Below are 11,762 nucleotides of genomic sequence, written 5' to 3' on the forward strand. Positions count from 1 at the left end.
ATTTACATTGCGAGTTTCCTGCAGGGCTTAACTAACACTAAATCATCCCATGTTATTCATTGTCGGAATAAATACGATTGGGAAGGGATACAGGTCAATAAAGCGAGCATTTTCTGGTGATAAGAGCATCCATGCCGGCGACAGTCATGCACTGCTGAGTGAGGCGTTATCCGACATAGGGTAATTTCTACTGGTTTTTTGGCGTTATGCAGATTAGCGTAGGGCTTTTAATCCTGTAATTACCGAGGGAGTTGTTATGAAAAAATGGATAGTGGCGGGTATGGTTGCGTTATCAAGTATGAGTGTGCAGGCTAATACCGCTGAATTCGGGCGTTGTCTGGTTGACGCATTAAATGGCAAAGAACGAAAAACGCTGGCGAAGTGGATTTACTTTGCTATGGCTGCGCACCCTGAAATTGAGCAGTTTTCCAACATAAGTCAATCGGACAAAAATGCTACGGATAAATTTGTAGGTGGTTTGATCACGCGTCTACTTACCGAAAACTGTGCGACTGAATTCAAAGTGGCACAAAAGTCTGATCCACAGGCGGTTGAAAAAGCATTTGAGCTGGTAGGCCAGGTAGCCATGCAGGAACTGATGAATAACGACTCAGTAATGACTGCAATTACTTCTTATGCACAATATGCAGATATGGAAAAAATTGGCAGTATGATGCGGGATTAATGCTGCGTTGCCGCTGCCGTTTCGCCCGGGTTAAACCACAACTCTTTGCGTTGTATGGGAACCCCATCGGGCAGGAATGGATTGTGTAGGTGAATAACCCGACGGTTATCAATATTCAGGCGCTCAATGGTGCTGGCAAAATACTCTGTAAATAGCGCAGCAAACCGGCCATCACTGAGCGCACGTTCTAAGCCAGTCAGAATGTCGTTTGCCAGCTTGTCATTGGCTTTATTGACGTAAATGTAATAGGCCGCAGGGTAGGCCAGCAGGATATGCTGATCGATGACGATGGGAAGACCCTGGTGTTGGCCCAGATCGTGCTCAATTTCAATCGCGGCACGTGGAAAATAATGTACGCGACCGCGCGCCAGCATCTCGTACATATTGTCATAGCCGCTGCTTGCAAATACATCGAAATGATTGGCCTGGAGTATTTTGGTATCTGTCCAAGCGTGAAACTGCGTTGCTGTAAGATTGCGCAATTCACGCGCTGTGGCATTGGCTAACAGATTGGGATTTTCAGCATTGATTAATGCCAATCGCAGCCCATACATGCCGCGCATAATTGGAAAATGTACCGCCTGAAAGCGCTCGACACGCTCTTTTGTAGCACTGCCAAACAACACATCAATGCCGTCATTATGCTCGAGCTTCAACATAGTTTGTGGTTTGGGCATATCCGTACCAAAGGGCACTGCAAGATAGTGTTTTTCTGGGTGATAAGACAGCGCCAGCTTTAATACCGCCAGCGCGTAGTCGTTACGTTCTGCTGTGCCGGGATAAACCACGTGCTGAGGCTGCATGGCCGACACAGATAGGCTTAACATACCGATATAAAGCAATAGAAGTCGTAACATAACGCAATCTGTAGTGACGCAGTAAAGCTGATAGTTGGTCCGATAAAGTAAAAGGGCTGTCGATTGACAGCCCTGTTTATCTCTTAGTATTCGAACATCGCAGAGATAGACTCTTCGTTGCTCACCCGGCGGATAGCTTCGGCCAGCATATTCGACAGGGTTAACTGACGGACTTTGTTCAGTTTCTGCATTTCGTCCGTTAGCGGGATACTGTCGGTCACGACGATTTCATCCAGCTCTGAATTTTTCAGATTTTCAACCGCGTTTCCACTGAATACCGGGTGGGTAGCGTAAGCAAATACGCGTTTCGCACCCGCAGCCTTAAGCGCAGCGGCGGCTTTACACAGGGTGCCACCAGTATCAATCATATCGTCGACGATAATACAATCGCGGCCGGATACATCACCGATAATGTGCATTACCTGAGCCACGTTGGCCTGTGGACGACGTTTGTCGATAATCGCCAAATCCAAATCGTTGAGTAACTTAGCCAAAGCGCGGGCACGTACCACACCACCAATATCAGGCGATACCACCACCGGGTTATCCCACTGACGGCTGCGGATGTCTTCCAGCAGAATTGGCGTACCAAAGGCGTTATCTACCGGTACATCGAAGAAACCCTGGATCTGCTCGGCGTGCAGGTCAACGGTCAGAACGCGGTCAACCCCGACGTTAGACAAAAAGTCAGCTACCACACGAGAGGTAATCGGTACACGCGCAGAACGCACACGACGGTCCTGACGGGCATAACCAAAGTAAGGAATAACCGCAGTAATACGGCCTGCCGATGCGCGACGCAGGGCGTCGATCATCACAATTAATTCCATCAGGTTATCGTTGGTAGGAGCACAGGTAGATTGGAGGATAAAGACATCGGAGCCGCGGACGTTTTCATGGATCTCGACGCTGATTTCACCGTCACTGAATCGTCCGACACTGGCGTGTCCTAGTTTGGTGTACAAGCGGTCGGCGATTTTCTGAGCAAGCTCGGGTACGGCATTACCTGCAAAGAGCTTCATATCTGGCACGTTGTGATCCTCGGTTGGTGGTTTACGCTTTCATCAAATTGTCATACCCGCCATGTAGCATAGCCGGTTGTAAGTAAAATTCCTGCTGATGCGCCGTGCATCATGCGGTCGTTATTGCTCATTTTCCCTGCCTATTTGCTCTTTTCCTGCAGGGTTGCCAGTAAGGTAATTACTGGTGATTCATTAACGCCTTTTGCGACAAAACCACCTAAATGTGTCGGACGGGCGGCAAAGCATTCTTCTGCTTGCTGACGATCCGTAAAGCGGGCAAATACACATGCCCCTGTGCCCGTCATGCGCGACGGCGCGTATTCTAACAACCAGCCAAAGGCGTTTGCAACTTCGGGATACAGGGCAAAAACCCTTTCCTGACAATCATTTCGGGTGGTGTCAAAGTCGTAACGTTCTGGCCCAATAGGCTGTGTATTACGCGGCAAATCCGCATAACCAAAGACTTCCGCGGTGCTCACGTGGCAATTGGGAGCCAGTACCACATAGTAATATTCAGGCTGTGGCAGCGGGATTAATTGCTCTCCCACGCCGTTGGCAAAAGCCGTGCGTCCGCGTATAAAAACCGGTACATCTGCGCCGAGGGTTAACCCCAGTTCAGCCAGTTCATCTTCGCTTAAACCAGTTTGCCATAAATAATTGAGTGCCAGCAGGGTAGTCGCTGCATCAGATGAGCCGCCGCCAATGCCACCGCCCATAGGTAAACGCTTGGTCAGGCCAATAGTCACGCCCAGCGGACTTTGGCTACGCTGCTGCAGCAAACGTGCTGCGCGGATAATCAGGTTATCTTCGTCATTGACACCCGCTAACGGTTCACGCATGCAAATCATGCCGTTTGGATTTATCTCAAAGGTCAACTCATCGCCAAAATCGAGCATCTGAAACAGCGATTGCAACTGATGATAGCCATTGGGTAAGCGACCCAAAATGTGTAAAAACAGGTTAAGTTTGGCAGGCGCCGGCCAGCGCATTAATTGAGTGTCCATTGGCTGATTTTTATTTTGATTGAACGTTGATTATCTATGAGCGTGATGTGATGGGGCAGTACAACCCCATCGACAATCCGGTAGTCGCTGTATTGTATTTGCCAGTTATCGGCAGTCAGGCTTTGTAACCAGCCTTCAGGGGCAAAAGAAGGTGCCGCGTAACCGTTGAATTGCCCCTTGAGCCATTGTGGCAACTGGCTTGTGGGTAAATGCCAGCCGGTCAGGCGCCATAGCAGATTTTCAGTCTGGGTATCCTGATATTCGCCATCATCCAGCGTCAGGGTGGCCAGGTTTTGACGCTGGCTCAGGCCCATTACACGGGTGCCGATAAGCGTGGTAATAGCCATATCAAAATCGTCCTGATTTTGCTGCCAACTGATATAAGCACTGTGTTTTTCGTTGGCGTCTTTATACAAAATACGGCCGCTGATTTGCCAGATTTGTAATGTGGTTAACTGGGTCTGGTGTGCTTCGGAGTCGGCATTGAGGCGCACTGCACGCGGCGCCTGACAGGCCGTCAGCGCGAGCAAAATCAGCAAAGCGAAAAGTAATCGCATAGGGCATCCCTGTTGAATAAGGCCTATATGGGAACACAAGCAGGCAGATGCTTTCAATAGTTTCACCTTTTGCGTACAATGCCGCGCTGAAAATAAATCCGGCAATAACGCTACTAATAAAGGCCAGCAAGCACGCCCCATGAGTCTGATCGTTCTGGGTATTAACCACAAAACCGCCCCGGTAGAAATTCGCGAAAAGGTTGCGTTTGCGCCTGAGCAGATGGCGGTTGCCTATCAGTCGTTGCTGGAAAATACCCGTTGTAGTGAGTCTGTCATTCTGTCCACCTGTAATCGCACCGAATTGTATTGTTTTGGTGATGATGCATTAAATGCGGAAGAGTTACGTCACTGGATTGGTCAGTTCCATGATGTACCAGCGCAGGCGCTGGATGGACAAAGTTATCAGCACCATGATGCCGATGCCGTGCGTCATTTAATTCGCGTCGCCGCCGGGCTGGATTCTATGGTGCTGGGCGAACCGCAGATTTTCGGCCAGTTAAAACAGGCATTCGGCCAGGCCAAACATAGTGGCAATATCAGCGGATTTTTTGACCGCTTGTTTCAGCACAGTTTTGCTACCGCCAAGCGCATTCGTACCGAGACAGATATTGGTGCCAACGCCGTTTCTGTGGCATTTGCTGCGGTGCAACTGGCCAAACATATCTTTGCCGATCTGCATAAAAACAAAGTCTTGCTTATTGGCGCCGGTGAAACCATCGAATTGGTGGCCAAGCACCTCAAAGAACAGCATGTCAGCAAAATTTTAGTGGCCAACCGCACGGTGAGCCGCGCAGAAGAGCTGGCACAGAGTCTTGATGCCGAGGCTATCACTCTGGCGCAAGTGCCTGAGCGCTTGCATGAGGCGGATATTGTGATCAGTTCTACTGCCAGCCAGTTACCTATCTTAGGTAAAGGCGTGGTGGAAAGTGCGTTAAAACGTCGCCGCTATAAACCCATGTTGCTGCTTGACCTTGCCGTACCGCGGGACATTGAGCCACAGGTAGATGAATTGGGTGATGCCTACCTGTACAGCGTGGATAACCTGCAAAAAATTGTGCAGCAGAATGTGGCCAATCGTGAAGAAGCCGCGCGTCAGGCTGAGGTAATCCTCGAGGCCCAGGTACAGCAGTTTATTGAATGGCAACGGGCGCAGAGTTCACTGGATTTGTTACTGGATTATCGTAAAAGTGCCGAGCAGGCCAAGCAACGTTTGTTAGAACGGGCGCTGAATCAATTACAGGAAGGTGCGCAACCTTCGCAGATAATCACGGAACTGGCGTCTAAACTGACAAACAACTTAATTCATGCGCCCACTCAGGCGATTAAACAGGCTGCCGCCGCTGATGACCAGCAGGCATTGGCAGTCTTAAGAAAGTCACTCGGTCTGGACGAGCAATAAACCTCGTTTGATCACACAGGAACACTATGAAAGACAGCGTAATTCGTAAATTAGAGTCGTTAGCCGAACGGTTTGAGGAAGTGCAGGCGTTATTAAGCGATCCTGACGTTATCGGTAATCAGGAGCGTTTTCGTGCGCTGTCGAAGGAATATGCGCAACTGGAAGACACGGTAAAGTGTTTTCGTGATTATCAGCAGGCGGCCGAAGATTTGACCAGTGCCGAAGAGATGCTGCAAGAAGATGACGCTGAAATGCGTGCCATGGCAAAGGATGAGATACAGCAGGCCAAAGAAACAATGGCCAATCTGGAGCAGGAACTGCAGATCCTGTTGCTGCCAAAAGATCCCAATGACGATAACAACTGCTTTTTGGAAATCCGTGCCGGCGCCGGTGGGGACGAAGCCGCCATTTTCGCTGGTGATTTGTTCCGTATGTATAGCCGTTATTCAGAAGGCCGCGGCTGGCGCGTGGAGCTGGTTAGCTGTAATGAAGGCGAGCACGGTGGCTATAAAGAAATTATCGCCAATGTAGTCGGCGAGGGCGTGTACGGCATTATGAAGTTTGAGTCCGGTGGTCACCGCGTCCAGCGCGTACCGGAAACCGAATCCCAGGGACGTATTCATACCTCGGCCTGTACCGTGGCAGTACTGCCAGAGATCCCGGAGTCCGAAGCAATTACGATTAACCCGGCGGACTTACGCGTCGATACTTTCCGCGCCAGTGGTGCCGGTGGTCAGCACGTTAACAAAACCGACTCGGCAATTCGGGTTACCCACCTGCCAACCGGTATTGTGGTGGAATGTCAGGACGAACGTTCGCAGCATAAAAACCGCGCTAAGGCCATGTCCGTGTTACAGGCGCGGTTAAATCAGCTGGAGCAGGATAAACGCGACCGTGAAGAAGCCAGCACACGTAAATTATTGGTCGGCAGTGGTGACCGTTCCGAGCGGATCCGCACTTATAACTACCCACAGGGGCGTGTAACTGATCACCGCATCAACCTGACCCTGTATAAACTGGATGAGGTGATGCAGGGCGATTTGGAAGGGCTGTTCCAGCCAATTATGCAAGAGCACCAGGCTGACTTGCTGGCTTCACTGTCGGGTGAGCAGTGAGTCTGAGCATTGTTGCCGCGCTGGCTGAGGCTAAAGCGGCGCTGTTTGCAAGTGATAGCGCTGCGCTGGATGCGCGCCTGTTACTTTGCCACATACTGGATTGTCCCCCGGCGTATTTACATACCTGGCCAGATAAAACCCTGTCGCTGGCCCAGCAGCAGGCCTATTTTGAGTTAATTGCACAGCGCCGCGACGGTCATCCGGTGGCGCATTTACTCGGCTACCGCGATTTCTGGACGTTACGCCTGGCGGTTAATAACACGACGTTGATCCCGCGCCCGGAAACCGAGTTACTGGTTGAACAGGCACTGGCATTACCGTTGCCCGAACAGGCCAGTGTGTTGGATTTAGGCACTGGCACTGGCGCGATTGCGTTGGCTTTAGCCAGTGAACGGCCCGGTTGGCAACTCACTGGGGTGGATCGCATTCCCGCCGCAGTAACACTGGCAACGGCAAATCAACAGGCACATCAGATCCCGAATGTTACTTTCATGCACAGTGATTGGTTCAGTGCAGTCGAATCGCAACGTTTTGATTTGATTGTGTCTAATCCGCCTTACGTGGAAGACAACAGCGAATATCTGATTCAGGGTGATGTGGTGTTTGAGCCGCGCAGCGCACTGACTGCCGGACACGATGGCATGGATGATATTCGACAGATTTGCGCGGCGGCGCGTGATTATCTCAGCGAAAACGGCGTTATTATGTTTGAGCATGGGTTTAATCAGGCGGCTGCAGTAGCAGATTGCCTGCAAACCCATGGTTATCGCCAAATTCGTCACTTTAACGATTTAGCCAATCTGCCCAGAGTCACCAGCGCAATTAGATAATTGCCTTTCTTGCCAATTGCCAGTAGCTTAAACGCGTCGATGTATTTTTGAACTTAAGCGCAGGGGGACGGGAATGGATGATTTTTTGTTTGCCGATGAGCAGGATGATGCACTGGATGATGTGCCGAAAAAGTCCTGGAAGATTCTTATTGTCGATGACGAAAAAGAGATCCACACAGTTACCCGTTTAGCCCTGAATGATTTTGTTTTTCAGGATCGTAGTCTGGAATTTCTTGGCGCTATGTCTGGCGCGGAAGCGAAACAGGTCTTAGCCGAGCACGATGATATTGCCATAGTCCTGTTGGATGTGGTGATGGAAACCGAGCACGCTGGTCTCGATGTTGCCCGCTACATTCGTGAAGAACTGAACAACTATTACACCCGCATTATTTTGCGCACCGGCCAGCCTGGTCAGGCCCCGGAGCGGCATGTAATCATCAATTACGATATTAATGATTACAAATCCAAGACCGATCTCACCGCACAAAAGCTGTTCACTGTGATCATATCCACCTTGCGTTCTTATCGGGATATTGTGGTGATTGATGAGAACCGCCGTGGCCTGGAAAAAATCATTAAGGCATCCGCCAACTTATTCAGCATGCGCTCGCTGGAACGTTTCATTGAGGGTATTGTTCAGCAGCTCAGCTCGTTATTAGGCGGCACAGAAGAAGCGGTGTATATGACGGCTGTGGCCGGGCCAAAGCCAATCAGTGATATTCAGGCCGAGCATTACTATGTGTTTTCCGCCTGTGGTCAGTTCAATGACCTGCAGGGTAAACCGTTGGAAGAAGTGATGCAGGGCAATAAACTGGACAGTTGTAAGGCCGCGCTGAACAGTAAAGATATTGTGTACGGTGAAGATCATGTGGTGGCCTACTGCGCGAGTAAATCCCAGCGTGGCGCGATCCTGTATATGTCCGGATTGCAGCGAACTTTGAATGACCTGGACAAACACCTCATCGATTTATTTGCCATGAATGTACAGATCGCGTTCGATAACATATTGCGCAGTCAGGAAATCGAGCAGAGCCAGCAGTTATTAATTGAGCATCTGGCTAATCTACTGGCCAATAATGGTCATGGCGTGCATGCCAGAACCCGGCGCTTAAAAGCCATGACCACACTGCTTGCGAAGCAGGCTGGCATGGAAGAGGCTGCTGCGCAGGAGTTAGCTCAGGCCGTGTCGATTTTTGATATGCGTCATAGCAGTGAACTGACCGATTTTGATCCCTGTGCCGACAATACAACGGCGTTGGGAGTAGGGCAGTTTGCCAATCAGGCGCTGGAAACCAGCCAATATGGTTTTATTCGCCTTGCCGCTCAATTAGCTAATGAATTTCGTGAAGCCTGGGACGGCAGTGGCTGTCCCAACAAAAAACAGGGCGAGTCGATTGCTTTGGCAACCCGCATTACCCAAATTGTGATTACTTTAGAAAATACAGTCAGCGCCGAGCCCGACATGTCAATGCCTGAGGCACTACAACGGCTTGAGGCGTTGGCGGGCAAACAACTTGATCCGGAATTAGTCACACTTTTAATCTCACAGCAGGATGCTGCCTCGCAGATACGCGCGGAACATCAGTAATAAGGACGTCACGGCATGTATTACCTTGCCAAACTCTCACACCTGATTCTGGTATTCACCAGTGTGGTGTTGTTATCCATTCGCTTTATCTCACGCATGATTGGCTCGCGTTTTTTTGAAAAAGGAGCGCCACGCGTGATCCCCCATGTTATTGATACTGCCCTGCTGTTAACGGCTGTGTGGTTGTGCGTTCTGCTCCATTACAATCCTTTCGTGGTGGGCTGGTTGATGGAAAAAATCGTGCTGATCTGCTGCTACATAGGTTTTGGCGCGCTGGCCTTGCATTATGGCACGGCGTTGGGGCGTTTCCTGGCAATGCTGGCGGCACTGGGATGTATTGCAGTAATTGTGCATCTTGCCACCACTAAGCAGGCCTTTTTGCTGGGCTAAACGCCAGGGCTTTTAGGTTAATTCGACGCTTTAAACACAGACCTTCTGATCTTCTAACAAATTAGTGGTAAACTACCCGATTGATAGAGTTATTAGCGCATCTTTTTTTTCAGCTACAAAATAAAAATATATAAAAGTCATATGGTTAAAGGTTAAGAAAGCCATTAATCCTAGTTTAGCTGTTATTTTTTGTGCCCAACTATAAAAGGAGAATTCATGCACGAACCGCTGATTACCAACGATGGCATCGTGATGGGCCTGCTGGCGATGATCTTAGGGGGGATTTTTTACACCTCTCAACACCGGTCATTTGCAGGATTTTATAAGTTTGTTCCGGCACTGTTGCTGTGTTATTTCATTCCATCGTTGCTCAATACCTGGGGGATCGTGGATGGCGATGCATCCAAAGTGTATTACTTTGCATCGCGCTATTTATTGCCAGCATGTCTGGTGTTGCTGACCCTGAGTCTGGATATGAAATCCATCATCGCACTGGGGCCCAAAGCACTGATCATGTTTTTAGTGGGTACTCTTGGCATTATGATCGGCGGGCCGATTGCGTTGCTGATTATCTCGGCCGTGGCACCTGAGGCAATTGGTAACTTTGGCCCGGATCAGGTGTGGCGCGGTATGACCACCATTGCCGGTAGCTGGATTGGCGGTGGTGCCAATCAGGCGGCGATGAAAGAAACCTTCCAGGTCGGCAACGAAATTTTCTCTGCGATGGTAACGGTAGATATTATCGTCGCGAATCTGTGGATGGCGGTATTGTTGCTGATGGCGTCTAATGCCAAACAAATTGATGCGCGTACCGGTGCCGATGTGCAGTCTATCGAACGCATTAAAGTCAAAGTCGAAGCGTTCGAGCGCGAACACGCGCGAATTCCGTCCCTGAATGACCTGATGCTGATTATTGCTGTCGGCATTGGTGCCATGGGTATCGCCCATTGGGGTGCAGATTATATTGCCCCGTACATCGGTACCAATTTCCCGGGACTGAAAGACTTTAGCCTGGACAGTAAATTTTTCTGGCTAATCGTTATTGCGACCATCATTGGTGTCAGCCTGTCATTTACTCCGGCAAGCAAACTGGAACGTGCCGGCGCGTCAAAAATCGGTAGTGTATTTGTGTATATTCTGGTCGCGACCATTGGTTTGCATATGGATATCACCAAAATTGCCGACTCACCCATATTCTTTGTTATGGGCATAATCTGGATGCTGGTGCATGCATCGCTTATGCTGATTGTGGCTTGGTTTATTAAGGCGCCGGTGTTCTATATGGCAGTGGGTAGTCAGGCTAACGTCGGTGGTGCAGCGTCTGCCCCTGTGGTGGCGGCAGCGTTTCATCCATCGCTCGCCCCGGTCGGCGTGCTATTAGCAGTGTTAGGTTATGCGGTCGGCACGTACGGCGCGTATATTTGTGGTTTGATTATGCAAGGAGTGGCAGGCTAATGAACAACCTGCAATCGATTAATGTGGCCAACCTGACAGTGGCAAATGATCAACCATTTGTCCTGTTTGGTGGCATGAACGTACTGGAGTCCCGCGATCTGGCTATGGCTATTGCGGAACAGTACAAAACGGTGACGGATAAATTGGGCATTCCCTGGGTATTTAAAGCCTCATTCGATAAAGCTAATCGTTCTTCGGTACATAGCTATCGTGGCCCGGGCATGGACGAGGGCCTGAAAATCTTTGAAGAGATTAAGCGTACCTTTGATGTACCAGTCATTACCGACGTGCATGAGCCTTATCAGGCCGCACCGGTGGCGGAAGTGGTGGATGTCATCCAGTTACCCGCGTTTTTGGCGCGCCAGACCGATTTAGTGGTGGCAATGGCGCAAACTAACGCCGTCATCAACGTGAAAAAGCCGCAATTTTTGGCCGCTCATGAAATGCGTCATATCATCACCAAGTTTCTTGAAGCCGGTAACGACAAGATTATTCTGTGTGAGCGCGGTAGCTGCTTTGGTTATAACAACCTGGTGGTAGACATGCTGGCTATCGATGAAATGAAGCCGATGGCACCGGTTATCTTCGATGCGACCCACGCGTTGCAAAAGCCCGGTGGTCGTGAAAGCTCGGCCGATGGACGTCGCGCTCAGGCTGCCCAACTGGCCCGCAGTGGTATGGCGCTGGGTATTGCTGGCTTGTTTATTGAAGCTCACCCGGATCCGAACAATGCTAAGTGCGATGGCCCTTGTGCGTTACCGCTGTCAAAGCTGGAGCCGTATCTGGCACAAATGCAGGCGGTGGATCAGTTAATAAAAAGCTTTGCGCCTCTGGATACCAGCGCTAACTAGGAACGCGTC

At 50.1% G+C, this 11,762-nt stretch carries 12 protein-coding genes; 8 read left to right on the forward strand and 4 right to left on the reverse strand.

Annotated features, from left to right (window positions below):
- The first annotated feature begins 256 nt into the window (after positions 1–256).
- On the forward strand, positions 257–685 hold the full coding sequence (locus tag TK45_RS01360) for a hypothetical protein (protein ID WP_131256822.1): 429 nt from the start codon (positions 257–259) through the stop codon (positions 683–685).
- Here the strand turns inward: TK45_RS01360 and TK45_RS01365 are convergent.
- The 4 genes from TK45_RS01365 to lolB form a co-directional block, all read right to left on the reverse strand.
- The gene (locus TK45_RS01365; protein ID WP_131256823.1) at positions 682–1,542 is read right to left on the reverse strand and encodes a transporter substrate-binding domain-containing protein; all 861 of its coding nucleotides are present in this window, start codon (positions 1,540–1,542) and stop codon (positions 682–684) included. The genes TK45_RS01360 and TK45_RS01365 overlap by 4 nt on opposite strands.
- A gap of 83 nt (positions 1,543–1,625) precedes the next feature.
- A complete protein-coding gene (locus TK45_RS01370; RefSeq protein ID WP_131256824.1) occupies positions 1,626–2,573 on the reverse strand; it encodes a ribose-phosphate pyrophosphokinase in 948 nt (315 codons plus the stop codon).
- A gap of 131 nt (positions 2,574–2,704) precedes the next feature.
- The gene (gene ispE, locus TK45_RS01375) at positions 2,705–3,568 is read right to left on the reverse strand and encodes a 4-(cytidine 5'-diphospho)-2-C-methyl-D-erythritol kinase (protein WP_131256825.1); all 864 of its coding nucleotides are present in this window, start codon (positions 3,566–3,568) and stop codon (positions 2,705–2,707) included.
- Complete coding sequence (lolB, locus tag TK45_RS01380; protein WP_165490671.1) at positions 3,553–4,125, reverse strand: lipoprotein insertase outer membrane protein LolB; 573 nt, start codon at positions 4,123–4,125, stop codon at positions 3,553–3,555. The genes ispE and lolB overlap by 16 nt, the downstream gene beginning before the upstream one ends.
- A gap of 139 nt (positions 4,126–4,264) precedes the next feature.
- On the opposite strand from lolB, the gene hemA reads away from it, so the two are divergent.
- The 7 genes from hemA to kdsA all read left to right on the forward strand — a co-directional run bounded on the left by hemA (position 4,265) and on the right by kdsA (position 11,753).
- Positions 4,265–5,524 carry a glutamyl-tRNA reductase gene (hemA, locus tag TK45_RS01385; protein WP_131256827.1) on the forward strand — a complete coding sequence of 420 codons (1,260 nt, stop codon included), beginning with the start codon at positions 4,265–4,267 and terminating at the stop codon, positions 5,522–5,524.
- Positions 5,525–5,550: 26 nt separating this feature from the next.
- The gene (gene prfA / locus TK45_RS01390) at positions 5,551–6,639 is read left to right on the forward strand and encodes a peptide chain release factor 1 (RefSeq protein ID WP_131256828.1); all 1,089 of its coding nucleotides are present in this window, start codon (positions 5,551–5,553) and stop codon (positions 6,637–6,639) included.
- Positions 6,636–7,469: a peptide chain release factor N(5)-glutamine methyltransferase gene (gene prmC, locus TK45_RS01395; protein ID WP_131256829.1), complete on the forward strand. Its 834-nt coding sequence runs from the start codon at positions 6,636–6,638 to the stop codon at positions 7,467–7,469. The genes prfA and prmC overlap by 4 nt, the downstream gene beginning before the upstream one ends.
- A gap of 73 nt (positions 7,470–7,542) precedes the next feature.
- The gene (locus tag TK45_RS01400; protein WP_131256830.1) at positions 7,543–9,057 is read left to right on the forward strand and encodes a response regulator; all 1,515 of its coding nucleotides are present in this window, start codon (positions 7,543–7,545) and stop codon (positions 9,055–9,057) included.
- Between the two features lie 15 nt (positions 9,058–9,072).
- A complete protein-coding gene (locus tag TK45_RS01405; RefSeq protein ID WP_131256831.1) occupies positions 9,073–9,447 on the forward strand; it encodes a SirB2 family protein in 375 nt (124 codons plus the stop codon).
- Positions 9,448–9,663: 216 nt separating this feature from the next.
- Positions 9,664–10,902 carry a DUF819 domain-containing protein gene (locus TK45_RS01410; RefSeq protein ID WP_131256832.1) on the forward strand — a complete coding sequence of 413 codons (1,239 nt, stop codon included), beginning with the start codon at positions 9,664–9,666 and terminating at the stop codon, positions 10,900–10,902.
- On the forward strand, positions 10,902–11,753 hold the full coding sequence (kdsA, locus tag TK45_RS01415; RefSeq protein ID WP_131256833.1) for a 3-deoxy-8-phosphooctulonate synthase: 852 nt from the start codon (positions 10,902–10,904) through the stop codon (positions 11,751–11,753). The genes TK45_RS01410 and kdsA overlap by 1 nt, the downstream gene beginning before the upstream one ends.
- Positions 11,754–11,762: the final 9 nt, after the last annotated feature.

The organism is Bowmanella sp. JS7-9, from assembly GCF_004329715.1.
Taxonomy (GTDB): Bacteria; Pseudomonadota; Gammaproteobacteria; order Enterobacterales; family Alteromonadaceae; genus Pseudobowmanella; species Pseudobowmanella zhangzhouensis.

Excerpts from the sequence above, each read along its gene's own strand:
- TK45_RS01360 (WP_131256822.1), top strand. The coding sequence starts at position 257 with ATGAAAAAATGGATAGTGGCGGGTATGGTTGCGTTATCAAGTATGAGT.
- TK45_RS01365 (WP_131256823.1), bottom strand. The coding sequence starts at position 1,542 with ATGTTACGACTTCTATTGCTTTATATCGGTATGTTAAGCCTATCTGTG.
- ispE (WP_131256825.1), bottom strand. The coding sequence starts at position 3,568 with ATGGACACTCAATTAATGCGCTGGCCGGCGCCTGCCAAACTTAACCTG.
- lolB (WP_165490671.1), bottom strand. The coding sequence starts at position 4,125 with ATGCGATTACTTTTCGCTTTGCTGATTTTGCTCGCGCTGACGGCCTGT.
- hemA (WP_131256827.1), top strand. The coding sequence starts at position 4,265 with ATGAGTCTGATCGTTCTGGGTATTAACCACAAAACCGCCCCGGTAGAA.
- prfA (WP_131256828.1), top strand. The coding sequence starts at position 5,551 with ATGAAAGACAGCGTAATTCGTAAATTAGAGTCGTTAGCCGAACGGTTT.
- TK45_RS01400 (WP_131256830.1), top strand. The coding sequence starts at position 7,543 with ATGGATGATTTTTTGTTTGCCGATGAGCAGGATGATGCACTGGATGAT.
- TK45_RS01405 (WP_131256831.1), top strand. The coding sequence starts at position 9,073 with ATGTATTACCTTGCCAAACTCTCACACCTGATTCTGGTATTCACCAGT.
- TK45_RS01410 (WP_131256832.1), top strand. The coding sequence starts at position 9,664 with ATGCACGAACCGCTGATTACCAACGATGGCATCGTGATGGGCCTGCTG.
- kdsA (WP_131256833.1), top strand. The coding sequence starts at position 10,902 with ATGAACAACCTGCAATCGATTAATGTGGCCAACCTGACAGTGGCAAAT.